Source organism: Leuconostoc sp. S50 (assembly GCF_016624925.1).
GTDB lineage: Bacteria > Bacillota > Bacilli > Lactobacillales > Lactobacillaceae > Leuconostoc > Leuconostoc pseudomesenteroides.
Map to the genome: position 1 here is coordinate 52,200 of NZ_JACVUE010000008.1, position 17,085 is coordinate 69,284.

The 17,085-nt window shown below is 37.9% G+C and carries 15 protein-coding genes; 11 read left to right on the forward strand and 4 right to left on the reverse strand.

Annotation, left to right across the window (positions count from 1 at the left end):
- Position 1 precedes the first annotated feature (1 nt).
- The 5 genes from IAE53_RS07680 to IAE53_RS07700 all read left to right on the forward strand — a co-directional run bounded on the left by IAE53_RS07680 (position 2) and on the right by IAE53_RS07700 (position 5,351).
- Entirely contained in the window at positions 2 to 1,276 is a 1,275-nt protein-coding gene (locus tag IAE53_RS07680; RefSeq protein ID WP_188353415.1) for a DEAD/DEAH box helicase, read from the forward strand.
- 172 nt (positions 1,277 to 1,448) lie between these two features.
- Entirely contained in the window at positions 1,449 to 1,955 is a 507-nt protein-coding gene (locus IAE53_RS07685; RefSeq protein WP_233610710.1) for a ComF family protein, read from the forward strand.
- A gap of 136 nt (positions 1,956 to 2,091) precedes the next feature.
- Positions 2,092 to 2,637: a ribosome hibernation-promoting factor, HPF/YfiA family gene (hpf, locus tag IAE53_RS07690; RefSeq protein ID WP_004912837.1), complete on the forward strand. Its 546-nt coding sequence runs from the start codon at positions 2,092 to 2,094 to the stop codon at positions 2,635 to 2,637.
- Between the two features lie 122 nt (positions 2,638 to 2,759).
- Positions 2,760 to 3,713 carry an aldo/keto reductase family oxidoreductase gene (locus tag IAE53_RS07695; protein WP_148423468.1) on the forward strand — a complete coding sequence of 318 codons (954 nt, stop codon included), beginning with the start codon at positions 2,760 to 2,762 and terminating at the stop codon, positions 3,711 to 3,713.
- 96 nt (positions 3,714 to 3,809) lie between these two features.
- A complete protein-coding gene (locus IAE53_RS07700) occupies positions 3,810 to 5,351 on the forward strand; it encodes an ABC transporter permease (protein ID WP_148423717.1) in 1,542 nt (513 codons plus the stop codon).
- Between the two features lie 55 nt (positions 5,352 to 5,406).
- Here the strand turns inward: IAE53_RS07700 and IAE53_RS07705 are convergent, their stop codons facing one another.
- Positions 5,407 to 6,075 carry a histidine phosphatase family protein gene (locus tag IAE53_RS07705; RefSeq protein ID WP_200136266.1) on the reverse strand — a complete coding sequence of 223 codons (669 nt, stop codon included), beginning with the start codon at positions 6,073 to 6,075 and terminating at the stop codon, positions 5,407 to 5,409.
- Between the two features lie 120 nt (positions 6,076 to 6,195).
- Positions 6,196 to 7,596, reverse strand: a complete 1,401-nt coding sequence (locus IAE53_RS07710) for a hemolysin family protein (protein ID WP_010279346.1) — start codon at positions 7,594 to 7,596, stop codon at positions 6,196 to 6,198.
- Positions 7,597 to 8,060: 464 nt separating this feature from the next.
- On the opposite strand from IAE53_RS07710, the gene nrdH reads away from it, so the two are divergent.
- The 4 genes from nrdH (at position 8,061) to nrdF (ending at position 12,048) form a co-directional block, all read left to right on the forward strand.
- Positions 8,061 to 8,291, forward strand: a complete 231-nt coding sequence (gene nrdH, locus IAE53_RS07715; RefSeq protein WP_010279343.1) for a glutaredoxin-like protein NrdH — start codon at positions 8,061 to 8,063, stop codon at positions 8,289 to 8,291.
- Positions 8,292 to 8,400: 109 nt separating this feature from the next.
- A complete protein-coding gene (nrdE, locus tag IAE53_RS07720) occupies positions 8,401 to 10,572 on the forward strand; it encodes a class 1b ribonucleoside-diphosphate reductase subunit alpha (RefSeq protein ID WP_148423470.1) in 2,172 nt (723 codons plus the stop codon).
- Between the two features lie 58 nt (positions 10,573 to 10,630).
- Positions 10,631 to 11,074, forward strand: a complete 444-nt coding sequence (locus IAE53_RS07725) for a class Ib ribonucleoside-diphosphate reductase assembly flavoprotein NrdI (RefSeq protein ID WP_148423471.1) — start codon at positions 10,631 to 10,633, stop codon at positions 11,072 to 11,074.
- Complete coding sequence (gene nrdF / locus IAE53_RS07730; RefSeq protein WP_010279337.1) at positions 11,074 to 12,048, forward strand: class 1b ribonucleoside-diphosphate reductase subunit beta; 975 nt, start codon at positions 11,074 to 11,076, stop codon at positions 12,046 to 12,048. Before IAE53_RS07725 ends, nrdF begins: the two co-directional genes overlap by 1 nt.
- 30 nt (positions 12,049 to 12,078) lie before the next feature.
- Here nrdF and IAE53_RS07735 read toward each other — a convergent pair whose 3' ends face one another.
- On the reverse strand, positions 12,079 to 12,744 hold the full coding sequence (locus tag IAE53_RS07735) for a phosphatase PAP2 family protein (RefSeq protein ID WP_148423472.1): 666 nt from the start codon (positions 12,742 to 12,744) through the stop codon (positions 12,079 to 12,081).
- A gap of 55 nt (positions 12,745 to 12,799) precedes the next feature.
- On the opposite strand from IAE53_RS07735, the gene IAE53_RS07740 reads away from it, so the two are divergent.
- The gene (locus IAE53_RS07740) at positions 12,800 to 14,338 is read left to right on the forward strand and encodes a bifunctional UDP-sugar hydrolase/5'-nucleotidase (protein ID WP_148423473.1); all 1,539 of its coding nucleotides are present in this window, start codon (positions 12,800 to 12,802) and stop codon (positions 14,336 to 14,338) included.
- A 78-nt stretch (positions 14,339 to 14,416) separates the two neighbouring features.
- Here IAE53_RS07740 and IAE53_RS07745 read toward each other — a convergent pair whose 3' ends face one another.
- Positions 14,417 to 15,412: a ketopantoate reductase family protein gene (locus IAE53_RS07745; RefSeq protein ID WP_010279751.1), complete on the reverse strand. Its 996-nt coding sequence runs from the start codon at positions 15,410 to 15,412 to the stop codon at positions 14,417 to 14,419.
- 255 nt (positions 15,413 to 15,667) lie between these two features.
- Here IAE53_RS07745 and xylA point away from each other — a divergent pair, with 255 nt between their 5' ends.
- A complete protein-coding gene (xylA, locus tag IAE53_RS07750; protein ID WP_004912802.1) occupies positions 15,668 to 17,014 on the forward strand; it encodes a xylose isomerase in 1,347 nt (448 codons plus the stop codon).
- The last annotated feature ends 71 nt before the right edge of the window (positions 17,015 to 17,085 follow it).

Consider the following 17,085-nt stretch of genomic DNA (forward strand, 5'->3'; position numbering starts at 1 on the left):
TATGGAAATAGAAAATCTCTACGGGAGGCAGTTAGTCTGTCCAAAAATAGATCATAGTTTAGGAGACGTGAGGACAGCATTTCAGGGAGGTGTTTGCCAACGTTGTAACCAAAAACTAGTATCACCATTACCCAATGATGCATTTTATTGTCGCGCCTGCCTGACGCTTGGTCGTGTTAGTTCATTAGATAATTTAATCTCTTTGCCTGAACCCAATCAATTTAATGGGAAAGTGGTATTAAGTTGGACAGGGACTTTAACTAGTCAACAGCAAAAAGTTAGTGAAGATTTATTGACCACTTTAGCACTGCAACGAGAACATTTAGTGTGGGCTGTGACGGGTGCGGGCAAAACAGAAATGTTATTTCCGCTTATTTATCGCGCTTTGCAGCAAAAACTGCGCATCGGCATTGTTGCACCGCGCGTTGATGTTATTGTTGAATTATCACCGCGATTACGTGCTGCATTTGCTCAAACGGACATGGTGACGTTATATGGGGAACAGACTGATTGTTATCGGTATACTCAACTTGTATTGGCAACCACACACCAACTCTTAAGATTTAGACAAGCCTTTGATGTCCTAATTATTGATGAAGTTGATAGTTTTCCATTTGCTGGTAATGAGATGCTAATGCATGCTGTGAAAAATGCCGTTAAAGTTCGTCATACGATGATTTATCTGACCGCAACACCAACTAGAGAACTAAAAAAGCGGATTAAGAAAGGGTTACCAGTCTCGTATTTGCCACTACGATTTCATCAACATTTGTTACCAGAAATTCAATTAGCGCGACTCAGTAATTGGCGTAAAAAACTACCAAGAAAGTTTCGAAAACAGCTTAGTTACTTAGTTGAGACGAATAAACGATTTTTGGTTTTTGTGCCTAAAGTGTCAGATTTAAAACCTGTACAAGAAAATATCAGGCGGTGGTTTCCAAGAATGCATGGTGATTTTGTGCATGCCAATGATAAACATCGACAAGAAAAAGTACAAGGTATGCGCAATGAAAATTTACAATATCTTGTCACGACAACAATACTTGAACGTGGTGTGACTTTTCCTGGTATTGATGTCATCATTTTGGGCGCTGATGATGAAATGTTTACCGAAAATGCTTTGGTCCAAATTGCTGGACGCGTTGGTAGAAAATCTGATTGTCCCACTGGTCTTGTACTGGCCTACGTTGAGCATGTGACATTAAAAGTCAAAGCTGGCCAACGTCAAATTATACAACTCAATCGTTTGGGGGAGAAATTGCGTGAATCAATCTAGAAAGTTGTGTCAACTATGTAGTTTGCCTTTGACAGAGGATCAATCATTTTTATCGTTGTTGGGAATAATGTCTACCGATTCAAATAATCTGTGCGACGATTGTTGTAACCAATTGGTACTTATTAATGATACATTTTGTCCAAACTGTGGCAGATTACAAGCGACATCAGAAATGTGTTTTGATTGTATTCGCTGGCAAAATAAAGGCTATCCGCTATTGGAACATCGGGCAATTTACCAATATAATGATGTTATGAAAACCTATATGCAGCAATATAAGTTTAATGGCGATTTTTTATTAAAAGATTTATTTAATCACGACTTAATCCGACTGATTGATAATAGTGACAAGGATATTGTTGTACCAATTCCAGTCAGTCACTATACTATGCAAACGCGTGGGTTTAATCAAGTTAGTGGCATGCTGAATGGGCAAACTTTATCCGATATACTTTCTATTACTGCAAGCAAAAAAGATCATCAATCACAATTTGGACGACGCGAGCGTATGAACCGTCAACAGCCTTTTGCCCTCAATGTATCAAGCCAATTAGTCTTGGACCAGCGTATTTTGTTAGTGGATGACGTCTACACAACCGGCAATACAATGTACCACGCAGCTAATTTGCTTTATCAGGCGGGCGCAAAAACTGTCAAAAGTATTTCATTGGCCCGTTAAAAATGAAAAAATGGTGAATTTTACAGAAAACGCTTACAGTTGTGATATAATGTAGTTAGCAACAAGATAAAAACCACGCTGAATTTGATGATACTTAGATTATTATCATAATAAAGCGTGTATGGAGGAATTTATTATGTTAGATTATAATGTACGTGGTGAAAACATCGAAGTAACAGACGCAATCCGTGACTATGTTGAGAAGCGTTTAACGAAATTGAATCGCTATATTGAAGAAAGTGCAAAAGCAAATGTCAATTTACGCACATATCGTTCGGATAACTCTGGTAAAGTAGAAGTCACAATCGTATTACCATACGTAGTGTTGCGAGCTGAAGATACAAATGCTGATATGTATGCAGCAGTAGATAATGTATCTGAAAAGATTGAACGCCAAATTCGTAAGTATAAGACAAAAATTAACCGTAAGTCACGTGAAACAGGCTTCAAGGGTATTGATTCACATGACGAAATTCCTGAGACGGACGTTGATGATTCGGCATTACAAATTGTACGTACAAAGCAGGTTGATTTAAAGCCAATGTCACCTGAAGAGGCAGCGCTGCAAATGGATTTGCTAGAACATGATTTCTTTATCTTTAAAGATGCTGAATCTAACACAGACTCAGTTATCTACAAGCGAACAGATGGTAAGTATGGTTTGCTTGAAACAGCTGAATAAGGACACACAAATTGCCAGCTATCACTGAAAGTGATTTCATATAGTTCAGCTTTAACCAGCTGTGCTATATTACTTTCAATGTAGCTGGTTTTAAATTAATTGTTATATGAAAGGTATATCTCATGAAAACAATTCAAATTGGTAGTACAAATCTGACGACAAGTGCAGTTGCCTTGGGCGTCATGAGAATTGCCGATAAAACATCAGAAGAAGCCCAAAAAATTGTTGAAACAGCAATAGCATCCGGAATTAATTTTTTTGATACAGCTGATATTTATGGTAGTGGTCAATCATCCATTGTTTTTGGTAAAGCAATGAAAGATGCGGGTGTCAAGCGTGATAAAATTTTTATACAGTCAAAAGCTGGTATTATTTTACCCAACGGTCAAATCAACGGGGATGGTGAAACAGGACCGCGCTTTGATTTTAGTTATGATCATCTGATTGCTAGCGTTGATATTGAGTTAGAACGTTTACAAACTGATTATCTTGATACATTTTTGCTGCATCGGCCAGATACATTAGTTGACATTAATGAGTTAGCACGTGCTTTCACCGACTTGAAAACCGCTGGGAAAGTACACCATTTTGGTGTTTCTAACATGAATCCTTACCAAATTGCGCTGATTCAAAATGCTTTAGGAGAGGAAAAGCTGCAAATTGACCAACTACAATTTGGCATAATGCACACTAATATGATTGATTCTGAATTGCACGTTAATATGAATGACGCAGCCAGTGTTGATCATGATGGCGGTATTCTATCTTACACGAGGTTACACAATCTGACCATTCAAGCTTGGTCACCATTCCAATTTGGATTTTTTGAAGGTGTTTTCATTGATAATGAAAAGTTTCCAGAACTTAATCAAACGGTAAAAAAGTTGGCTAGCAAATATGATGTATCAAAAAGCGCTATTGCTGTTGCCTGGATTTTGCATCATCCGGCCAATATGCAAGTTATAATTGGTTCAATGACGCCAAGCCGTATTATTGATATGACGAAGCTTGATTTTCAGTTGACCAATCAGGAATGGTATGACGTCTATATGGCGGCAGGGAATACTTTGCCATAATTTCTTTAAAAATGATAAAACTTTATAAAGTTATCCACAAGGCCACTTCAATCTCGTATGCTATTAGTAGCAGAGTTTAAGATGAAGAGGTTTTTTATGTTGGGTTGGCAAGCGGTGTTGGGAAATAAACGTATATTGGGAAAGTGGCTAGTAGCAGTGGTTTTGCCTGTCTTACTGATTGGCGGCTATTTGGGGGCAACTAGTCACAGTAATCAGAAAACAGACCGTCTAGTCGTAGCGGTAATAAACCAAGATAAGGCAGCATCCTTGAATGGTAAAAATCAGCGATTTGGCGACACGTTGCAGCAACAGTTAAAGGAAAGTAAGCATTTCAAAACAAGTACTTATCAATCAACTTGGGCAGCAAAGCTGGCGCTAAAGCAAGGGCGTATTAGCGCGATGATTGAAATTCCTACTTCATTAACGACGCAATTAGCAGATTATAAAAAGAGTGGCAAATCAGGCACGGTCAATGTTACTGTTGCAACGGGAAATAGTCAATATGCGACGCAATACATTGAAGATCAAATCAACGCAATAGTTGCGATAGCGAATAATAAGTTGTCTTTGGGCAATACAAGTGATTCCACGTTATCGAAGCTAAGTTCACAAAGTCAAAATCTAGCAAAGCAAACAAAAGACTTACAAACTAATTTGCAAGCGGTAGGCAATAGCATTGATGCTGATGCCGCAAATGATTTACAGTCTAATGCGGCTGATTTGATCACGGATTTGTCTACCTATTCCGCGCAATTAAATGATGCTGTTAATGCGGGTGATAAAACGAAAATTCAGTCCTTGGCAGTAGAAATTAATAATATTTCATACAAAATGCAGACGACAATTGCTGGTGGCATAGGCAGTCTTGCCACCAATTTAAGCAGCACCAAAGCATTGAGCGACCAGTCAGGCGTTATTCAATCGAGTGCCAAAAATATCAACAGTGGACAGCAAGAAATTTCAAGCCAACTGAAATCGTTATTGAGTAATCAGCCAGACAAAAATACGGCGCTGACGCAAATGCTCATGTTAAAAACGACTGACATCAAGCCAATAAAAACGCAGGGACAAGTTTTGATGGCGTCATTGTTAGTCGTTGGTGTTTCTATGATGTCTGTGCTGTTTGGACTACTATTGCCAGTTAAGCCAACTAAAACAGACGCTTTGGCATTAGAACAATGGTGGGAAAACTTTCAAATTGGTGGTTTGCTAAGCATTTTAGGTAGCATTTTGATGGTAGGCAGCGCTTTCCTTTGGCATGTGAACATCGGTAACTTTTGGTATTTGACTGGCATCACATTATTGAGTCAATGGAGCATGATGAGTTTAGTTTGGTTCCTGAAGCAGTGGTTAGGCCAATCTGGCTGGTGGCTGTCAACTGTACTATTAGCTATCCAAACTGTCTTTGTTGTGCCTAATGATCCAATTCTTTTACAGGATTCAATTTTTGCATTTATAAGACCATTTTGGCCATTGTCAGCTTTGAAAAATGCAGTCAATTCACTTGTTTTTGGCGGTAATGATATTGAGCCAAACGTCATGATTTTGATTATATGGCTTTTGGCACTGACTATTTTACTTGTGACATATTACCGTGTAAAACAACGCAAAAATTTGAAACAAGCATTAAACGTATAAAAAAGACGATACATGGCATTGCTGATGTATCGTCTTTTTGAGTTGATTTATTCAATTAAAACACGGTTGTATCGTCGTTAAAGTTAATAATATCAGCCTGTTCATCAGTTGATAGGTCTAGCTGCATAACTGCGCCATTCGTAACACTAATAGCTGACAAGTCATGTCTGCCAAAATATTCGGCAATAGCACGAATAGTTGTGCCATGTGAGACGAGGAGAATATTGTCACCATCATGGTGATGATTCAGCAAGTCATTAAAACCATGCTTAACACGTTCTAGGAACGCTTCATGATTTTCAGCTAGATTGAAAGGATCGGCTTCAGCCATGACGTTCATCGCATCAGCCATGCTATATCGCGTGATAACATCTGAAAAATTACTAAATTGGTCTTTTTTATAGGCACCTAACGTCGTGAGCACAATCTCACCGCTAACACCTTCAAAAGCACCAAAATTTTCTTCTCGGAAATCAGGAAGTTGCGTTGGATCTGAAAAATCAGACTTCTTATTGTTAGCTAAAATGTAGCGTGCGGTATGAATGGCTCGTGTTAAATCTGATGAGTAAGCACCATCGAAATGAACATTGGCTAATCGTGTACCGGCATGATAGCCATCTTGAATGCCCTTTTCAGTCAGAGGGGCATCAGACCATCCTTGAAAACGGTGTAAAAAGTTAAAATAAGTCTCACCATGGCGCACCATGTAGATATGGACTGACATACTGTTCCTCCTCAATATAATAATTCTATTTTACCATAATCACGAAAAATTAAATTAGTGATAAAGTAAAGATTACCCACCAATCAAAAAAACGAGTATTTTGTACTCGTTTTCGACTAATCAATGATTCGATAATTCACTCTCAGATTGTGACTCAGATTCAAGCTCTTCATCATCGAAAATGCCGTTACTATTAACATCCTCTTTGGGTGTGGGTAGTTCTTTTACAATGAATTCAGATATATAAGCATTATCATAATCAAGTGCTGTTAGCTGGAAGTTGGCAACAGTCATGGTATCACCCGCACGGAATTCGGGATCGTGATTTAAGACATACCCGGTTAATGTCACTGCATCATCATTTTCTAGTTCTTTGATATTTTTATCAAAGTAGCGCTCGAAGTCGTAAAGGGTCATCTTACCAGAAACTTTGAAACGATGATCACCAAGTTTTTCAATATAATCATCTGATACATCATCTATTTCGTCACGAACTGTACCAAATAGTTCTTCATAAATATCCTTATCAGTAATTAAACCAGAAGTACCACCGTATTCATCGACAACAATGGCAATAGGTGAACGTTTGATAATCATTTCATCCATGACGTCGTGTAAGTCCATATTTTCGGGTACGGCGGGGATGTCACGCATAATCTTTGAAACAGGGTCCGATGACTTAATACGTGCTTGACGGACAAGATCATAGTTAAAGACATAGCCTAACACTTTATCTTTGTCATTGTCCGCAACAACTGGAAAACGTGAATAACGTTCTTGCAAGTATAAATTAACACCTTCTGCGATAGAGGCTTTAACATCAATGACTGTCATTGATGTGCGATCAATCATGATATCAACAGCAACTTTATCGTTCATTTCAAAAGCACGTTGCATGAAGGTTAAATCTTCTTCATCTAATTCACCAGCTGCTGCTGCGTTTTTAGACAATGATAAAATTTCGGTTTGAGAATATATGTCTTCTTCGCCGTCAGTTTTAAATCCTAATAAATGTGTAATACCGTTTGATAAATGATCTAATACCCATATTAGGGGAAATAATGTGATATGAAAGAAGCGAACTGGTCGAACAATGAATAGTAAGACTTTTACAGGCGATTCAATCGCAATATTTTTAGGTACAAGGTCTGTAAACACAGCATGGACAATAGTGAAGATAATCATGGCTGCGACTGAGGCAACTGCGTGAGCATATTCAGCAGGAATAATACCTGATTTGAGAATGATGTCAGCAACAGTTTCTTCACCAATCCAACCTAAAATCAAACTTGTTAATGTGATCCCGACTTGCGCTGTCGAGAGATATTCAGTCAGGTGTGTCACCATGTGAATGGCGTTACTGATGTTACGGGAAGGCTTATCACGATCTTCCTGTAAAACCTTTAAAGCGCTTAGTCGCACCTTAACCAATGAATATTCCGTTAAAGTAAACAGAATAGCTAACAACAAGACCACCAAAATAACAAAAAAGTTGATGATCAAAGACGGACCAGAATCCAAATTCGTAAACCTCTTTTCTTATATACTAAGAGTTATTATACCAAAAAAAGTCGTCATACGGTGATTTTTATCGCTTCTTAAAATTTAACGAATGATTAAGTTTGAAGGTGCAATTGGGGTAGATAAAGGCGAACAAAAATCAGCTTAATGATTTCTTTAAAATTTAAATTTCACAAACAAAACGCCTTAATGCATAACGCATCTATCGTTTTTATTAAATTATTTCACAGTACTGCGATTCAGAAAAAGCCTTATATGTCAACGTTTTCAATGTTCGTGGTAGGCGCTTGTGAATTTTATTAATTTGTTTAGCTTGTGAATTAAGCTATGACTTGATTTTATCGAACAAATGTTTGTGAAGACAGTTTTGGTCCTTGTAGAATTATCGAATTGCGGTAAACTATTAATCAACAGTTCTAACTAAAACTAAACAGAATAATGGATATAAATGTGAGGTACGCGTCATGGAAAAAGTAACAATTTATACAAAATATAACTGTGTGCAATGCAAAATGACGAAAAAGTTTTTAGAGGCGCAGGGTATTGCTTTTAAAGAAGTTAACATTGAAGAAGAGACACAATATGTTGATGAATTGAAGGCTAATGGTTATCGACAAACGCCAGTTGTTGCTATTGAGGGTATGCCATCATTTTCTGGCTTCCGTCCAGATGTGCTCAAAAAAATATCTGCTTAATTCAAGCCGTATTCCGAGCATCTTGCGACGCAGCCGCAATGATGCTTTTTTATTAGATTATTTTGTAAAATAAGCAGTAAAAATATGAAACAAAAAAGAGGATAGCGTTATGCCATTGAAGACATTAGATATTGATAAAGTTACTTACTTTGATTTAAACAATCAAATCAACATCCCAAAGAACAACCAAATTCAAATTGAAAAGGATCAGGAGGCGCTTGATGCATTTTTAACTGAGAATGTCTGGCCAAATGTACTTAAATTTGACTCGTTGTCACAAAGATTTGAGTGGCTTTTTGACAATGATTTTTTGGAGCGTAGTTTTATTGAAAAATATCGAATGCCTTTTATTGAAGAACTATATGCCTACCTTGACAGTGTGCATTTTAACTTCAAGTCATTTATGGCTGCCTTTAAATTCTATAATCAATATGCCTTGAAAACTAACGATGGGGAACACTATGTGGAAACCTATGTTGATCGTGTCGCTATGAATGCATTGTACTACGCGGATGGCAATGAAGCTTTAGCATTACGATTGGCTGATGAAATGATTCACCAACGATATCAACCGGCAACACCTTCCTTTTTAAATGCAGGACGTGCGCGTCGTGGTGAATTGGTGTCATGTTTTGTGATACAAACATCAGACGATATGAACTCAATTGGCCGAACAATAAACTCTGCACTACAGTTATCAAAAATGGGTGGTGGCGTTGGCATTAATGTTTCTAACGTTCGTGAAGCTGGTGCACCAGTAATGGGCATTGCAAATGCTGCAGGCGGCGTTGTACCAATCATGAAATTACTTGAAGATTCCTTTACTTTTTCATCACAGGTTGGTGCACGACAAGGCGCTGGTGTTGTTTATTTATCAGTCTTTCATCCCGATATTTTGGCATTTTTGTCAACTAAAAAAGAAAATGCGGATGAAAAAATCCGTGTTAAGACCTTGTCACTTGGTTTAACTGTTCCAGATAAGTTTTATGAATTGGTCAAAGAAAATCAACCAATGTATCTTTTTAGCCCAGAAGACATTGAAAAAGTCTATGGTGTGCCATTCAACTATGTTGATATTACAGGTGAATACGATAATATGGTTGCTAATGAAGCGATTCGTAAATATCGCATTGACCCTCGTATGCTAGAAGAAGAAATCTCTAAGCTGCAGCAAGAATCAGGTTACCCTTATATTATTAATCTTGATACTGCAAATAAAACTAATCCAGTTAAAGGGAAGATAGTGTCTTCAAATTTGTGTTCCGAAATCTTGCAGGTCCAAACGCCATCAGATTTGAACAATGAGCAGCAATATACAAAGCTTGGATCAGACATCAGTTGTAACTTGGGTTCAATCAATATTGTCAACATGATGCAGACTAATAATTTTGAGGAATCTGTTGATACAATGGTGCGTGCCTTGACTTTTGTCTCTGACTCATCAAATCTAGATGTCGTGCCTTCTGTTGCGTTAGGTAATCGTGAGAAGCATGCGATTGGATTGGGTGCCATGGGCTTGGCTGCCTACTTCGCACAAAATAAAATGTACTATGGTGACGAAGAGGCATTGGACTTTACATCTACATTCTTTATGACGCTTAATTATTACTCAATCAAGTCATCTATGAAAATTGCCAAAGAACGTCATGAACAATTCTTTGAATTTGATCAATCAACGTATGCAAGTGGTGATTATTTCAACACATACTTAGAAAAAGATTGGACACCAAAAACAGCGAAAGTTCAAGAAGCGTTTTCAGAGCATCACTTACCCACTAAGCACGACTGGGCTGAATTACGAGACAATGTGATGAAGTATGGCATGTACCATGCTTATCGTCATGCGATCGCACCAACTGGTTCTATTTCTTATGTTAATGATACAACAGCTTCTCTGTTGCCGATTGTTAATCGTATTGAAGAACGACAAGAGGGTATGATTGGGAAAGTGTATTATCCTGCACCAGGATTGAGCAATGAAACAATGCCTTATTATATCTCAGCCTACGATACTGATATGAGAAAAGTAATTGACGTTTACGCGGCTGCGCAAGAGCATATTGATCAAGGCATGGCGTTAACATTCTTTATGCGGTCAACATTGTCAGATGATTTGTATGAATGGAAAAAGGGTCGTACAGATAAAATGACAACACGTGATTTGACTATTTTACGTCATTATGCGTTTAATAAAGGCCTGAAGTCAATTTATTATGTTCGAACATTTACTGATGATAATCAGGAATCTGGTGTGAGTGAGTGCGAAAGTTGCTCAATTTAGAGATTAAAAGATATTGCGCAGCAAATAATAACGATAAAAGATTCTGGATGAGAGTTGAATGACACACATTAATTTATTATATGCCTCAACAGAAGGTAATACGAAATCATTTGTTGAAAAGCTTAAAAAAGTTGCTATCGAACAAGGAGATACTCTGAACGCTCGCTTAATTGGTGATGAAACAGAGTATGCTAATGAAACGGAACCCTTTTTTGCACTCGTACCAACGTATTTAACTGGTGGAACCGGTACAGGACCGGAAGTAACTGAGATTTTTACTAACGCGTTGGGCGAATATATTGATTTTGGCAATAATGCACGTTATTTAAAAGGTGTTGTTGGGTCAGGTAATCGCAATTTCAATGTTCAATTCAATTTGACAGCTATCCGTTACTCCGAAAAATACAATGTACCAATGATTGCTGCTTACGAGTTACGTGGTAGTGTTTTTGATGCTAAAATAATATATAATAAAATAAAACGTAATATTGGAGAACAATAATGGCACATATTAATAATGGATCATACACAGCAATTAACTGGAACAATATCGAAGACGAGTTGGATAAAGCAACGTGGGAAAAGTTAACCCAACAATTTTGGCTAGATACACGTATTCCGATTTCCAACGACTTGAAGCATTGGCGTGGTAATATGTCTGATCAAGAGCGTGAAACGATGAATTTAGTGTTTGGTGGCTTAACAACACTAGATACGCTTCAGTCACAAGATGGTATGGCGCAACTTAAATTAGATGCTATCAACCAGAAGGAAGAGGCGGTGTTAAACAATATTCAATTTATGGAATCTGTTCATGCAAAGTCATACTCTTCCATTTTTGAAACGCTAAATGAAAAAGCTGAAATTGAGAAAATTTTTGATTGGGCTGATACCGACGAATTTTTGCAGTTTAAAGCACACCGAATTAACGATATTTACCAAACAGGCACAGCTTTGCAGAAGAAAATTGCTTCTGTATTTCTAGAAACATTCTTATTCTATTCAGGATTTTATACACCATTATACTTCTTGGGACATAATAAAATGTTGAATGTCGCTGAAATTATTAAATTAATTATTCGCGATGAGTCAGTGCATGGCACTTATATTGGGTATAAATTCCAGATTGGATTTAATCAATTATCGGAAGAAGAACAAACAGAACTACAAACGTGGATGTACAATTTACTTTATGAATTATACGAAAATGAAGAAAAGTACACACACGAATTGTACGATGAAATTGGTTGGACAGAACAAGTTTTGACATTCTTGCGTTATAATGCAAACAAAGCGTTAATGAATTTGGGTCAAGAACCAATGTTTCCTGATGGCGCAGATGATGTGAATCCCGTTGTTATGAACGGGCTTTCAACCTCAACAGCTAACCATGATTTCTTTTCTGGTGTTGGAAATGGCTATCTACTTGGTGAAGTTGAAGCTTTGGATGATGATGATTATAAGAAGTGGTTATAAGACCAAAAAAAAATCGCGCAAGCGATTTTTTTATATTTCTTCATGTTCGAATATTGATATTTTGGTGAGTCGCTTGGCTAGTGGAGAATACAGAGAAGCGGCTAGGATCACCCACGCGTAGGCAAATAGTACACTGGCAACTGTGTCACTTAAATAGTTCGCGCTAAAGTATAAACGTGACAATAATGACATAAGTCCTACTAGAGTGATAGCCCATCCACTAATCAACTGACTCCTTGAAGAAGTTATATTGGGTATAACAAGTAGCAATAAAATGAAGATAGCTGTAAAAATTCCAAATATGTGCAGGCTTGGAAAGGAATAACCCGTATCACTCAGCAGATGTCCGATTGGTCGATTCCGTTCTACTAATTGGCATACAACGAAAGCTAAAAATTCACCAAGGACAATGGTCAGCACAGACCATATAGCTGGAATTCGAAGGCCGGCCACAAGTAATACACCAGCTAAAATAAAAATATAAATTAAATCAACAACTGGAGACCCAAGAAATGAAAAAATCGACATAACGATGTCATTTAATCCTGTTTGGGTTGTTGACATAAAGTATCGAATACCATCATCTATACCAATCGGTATGATAAAATTAATTTTGACAAAAATCGTTAGTAAAATTGCCAATACGACGAATAGAATCGCGCGCCGTATTTGTTTGTTTTTAACGGAAATAATCATGCAACTAATCTCCAAAATATCTTTTTCTATATTCTTCTAGTATAAAGGAAATCACATGCGAATTACAATACTATCAACAAGTGATACCCACGGATTTGTCACACCTACTGATTTCAAGCAGCGTGATGATATGCATCAGCCATTTGGTTTTTCGCGTGCAGCACAAGTTGTTGCTAATGCACGCCTCCAAGAAGCTGACGATGAAATTGTGATTGCGATTGAAAATGGTGATTTTATTCAAGGTTCTCCCTTGACTAACTTCATTGCTCAAAAGGCACAGCGATTTATACCTGTGTATCAAGAAATTTATGATTCGGTAGGATTCGATGCCAGAGTATTAGGAAACCATGAGTTTAATTTTGGTGTTGACTATTTAAAGGCGACTGAAAGCGACAAAGACGTCATAAATTCTAACCTATTAAAAGCAAATGGCGATCCTTTCATGGGGAAACCTTATAAAATTGTGCATCGCAAGGGGGTTAAAATTGCTATTTTGGGTTTGACAACGGCATATATTCCACATTGGGAACAACAATCAAACATTGCCGGTATTTTATTTAATGATCCTGTTGCTGTTGCAAAAAAATGGGTACCAAAACTCCGAGAACTGGCTGATATTGTAATTGTTTCCTACCATGGCGGTTTAGAACGTGATCCATTGTCCGGGGAACTAACAGAAACGGATCGGGGTGAAAATCAGGGTTATGAATTGATGCGTGACGTGCCTGGCATTGACGCCTTAATTACTGGTCATCAGCATCGTCGTCTTGCTGGAAAAGTAAATGGCGTACCTTTTACGCAACCTGGGTATCGCGGTTCAGATGTGGGTTGTATCCATCTTGATTTACAGAATCAAATAAGTGATGCATCATTGATTCAGACAGCAACAAGTGTACCCCAACAAGAAGTGATGTCGGCAGTTGATACTGCACAACAGGCGACGGAACAATATTTAGATAAGCCATTGGGGCATCTTACCCAATCAGCGAAATTTGCTGACCCTTTTGCGGCAAGACGAGATAATCATCCATATATTCAATTAATTAATCGCATTGCGTCTGAACGTTTAGGGGTAGATATTGTAGCCAATGCTATCTTCAATGATGCCATACATGGGTTTGACACTCAGGTAACGCGACGTGAAGTGGCTATTAATTACCCATACGCTGAAACGTTGGCTATACTCAAAATAACGGGATCTGATTTTAAATTAGCCTTAGAAAAATATGCCAGTTATTTTAGCGTGTTGAATGACAAAATCATCATTAGTCCAAACTATCAATATCCCAAGCCACAACATTATAATTATGATATATGGTATGGCATAGTTTATGCGTTTGATATTAGCCAACCAATTGGTTCGAGATTAGTTGATTTGCAATACCATGGTCATCGTGTTGCTGATGAGGATGAATTAAAAGTTGGGATGACAACATATCGAGCGATTGGTGGCGGTGATTTTAGTATGTTTTCACCAGATAAAATTATTTTTGAAGACACCGAAGAAGTGGCTGATGTCATTGCGGATTATTTTATGCAACATGGTACTGTGACTTTGACGGATGCGCATAATTTTAAACTCTTTAAATCCTAACCTACAATTCAATAGCATGAAATCCCCAGCAATGACTGAAGTTATTGCTGGGGATTTTTACAAAAAAATATTTTTCAATTATGCACCAGTATAATCTGGTGATAATTTATTGACTGGTGGGGTGAACTTACGCATAGCTTCTGCAAGATGAACAAAGTTTGTGACCAGATGATGATTAGGCGCTTGTGTGCCATTCTTGTCAGCCAAATCTGCAATCCAGCCGTTTATATAGTCGACTTCTGTCGGGCGACCCTTAACAAAGTCTTGATACATAGATGGAAAATGTAAGGGGTTAGCGACATTTGAAACGTAATCAACTTGTTTGACCATGTCGTCACGCGATTCGATGAGTTGGATGCCAGCCGCTTCGGCAGCATCGTAAGCCTCGTTAACCAATGGTCGAGCAATACCTTCTAAGAAACCGTCATAGGCCATTAACTGACCCATACGTGATTGGAACATTGTAGCAATTGAGTTCTCCACTGCGTTAAAGAAGACTTTTGTCAAAAGAGTTCCCATGAAATTTTCGGTGTAAGACGGATTCAAATGTGCTGCTTGAAAATCTTTTTGCACCTGATCCATTACTTCAGATGGTTTTTCTGTCAGGTTAGCATAGACTGATGAGCCAGCACTTTCAGCGCCCATGAAATCAACGTCGCCGTAATCATTCAAGACAGTGGCAATCATAGCTGTACCACCAATAATGTGTTCATCATCAAAATAGTGTTGTAGTTTTTCGATATGGCCCATACCATTCATTGCACCAAGTGCTGTTTGACCTGGCTTAAACTTTGGCGCAAGACGGTCAAGTGTATCTTGCAATTGCATTTGCTTCATAAAGAAAATCCAAACATCTGGCGAACCCTGATATTCTTCAGGTGAAAAAATGTTAATTTTAATTTCGTGACGATCTTTGTGATCACGTGATTTCCAAACTTTGTTACCCTGCTGGCGAATTTTATCTAGGCTTGCTTGTGTTGGCTCAACATAGTCAACTGAAACACCGGCATTTTCTTGTAGTAAAATACCATATCGTAGCCCCATTGCACCCGCACCTACAACTGTATATTTCATAATTTTTAACGTCCTCCAATAAATAATAGTTTAATACTAATCTTTTTCTAATATACTGTCAATATAAACAGAGACATGTTTAGGAAAAATATTACAAACGGCTAAATATATCGAATATTTCTTTGATTTATAAGAAAGGGCTTGCAAGGAATTTGGAAAGGATATATAATTATTCATGTAAGTTGGTTGCGTAAACCAACCAACTAAAAAACAATTAAAAGACAGATGTTTAATCATCTAGGAGGAACTAACGACATGGCTGAATTATTCTCTTTTCCTAAAGTAGAATTCGTAGGAAACAAATCTTTGCAAGCTGGAGATGGCTTCCATTATTACAACGCAGACGAAGTTGTAGCAGGAAAGAAGATGAGCGAATGGCTCAAGTTCTCAGTTGCTTACTGGCATACAATGGATCAACGTTTGGTTGACCCATTCGGTGAAGGCACAGCAACACGCCCTTGGGATAAAGAAGGCGAAGAAGGCTCAATGGCTTTGGCTTTGGCTAAAGTTGATTACATGTTTGAATTTTTGGAAAAGACAGGCGTTGAATACTTTGCATTCCACGATCGTGATTTGGCACCTGAAGGCAACACTTTGGCAGAAACAAATGCAAATCTTGACAAAGTAATTGACAAGATTGAGCAAAAAATGCAAGAAACTGGCAAGAAATTGCTTTGGAACACAGCATCGTTGTTCACTAACAAGCGTTTCTTGGCTGGTGGCGCAACATCACCATTTGCTGAAGTATTTGCATACGCTGCTGGACAAATCAAGCATTCATTAGATATTGCTAAGCGTTTGGGTTCAGAAAGTTATGTATTTTGGGGCGGCCGTGAAGGTTACGATTTCTTGTTAAATACTGATACAAAGCGTGAATTAGATCATATCGCAGCGTTCTTCAAGTTAGCTAAAGACTATGCTAATGAGATTGGTTACACTGGACAATTCTTGATCGAGCCAAAGCCAAAAGAACCAACACAACATCAATATGACTTTGATGCCCAAACAACAATTGCTTTCTTGAAGACTTATGGTTTGGAAGACACATTCAAGTTGAACTTAGAAGGTAACCATACTTATTTGGCTGGTCACACATACGAACATGAAGTACGTTTTGCACGTGAAGCTGGTTTGTTGGGATCACTTGATGCTAATATGGGTGATAAGTTGATTGGTTGGGATATTGATGAATTCCCTAACGACATCTATGAAGCAACATTGGTTATGTACGAATTCTTGAAGAACGGTGGCTTGCCAACTGGTGGTTTGAACTTTGATTCAAAGCCACGTCGCCAAAGCTTTGAAATGGATGATTTGTTCTATGCTCACATTGCTGGTATGGACATCTACGCTGCTGGTTTGAAAGTAGCAGCTAAGTTGATTGAAGACCAAGTGATTGAAAATGTTTTGAAAGAGCGTTATGCTTCATTTGACGAAGGTATTGGTGCAGACTTTGAAGCTGGTAAGTTGACATTGAAGGATTTGGCTGAATATGCTGAAAATAAGACAGATGCTGATATCAATGCTACGTTGAAATCTGGTCGTCAAGAACAAATTAAGCAAACTTTGAATAATTACATTTTCTCAGTATTAGGTGCATAATTTAAGTTTTCCGTGTTCCACCAAAAGATTTGCACGGACAAGGGTCGGGACGTTGTGTTCCGATCCTTTTT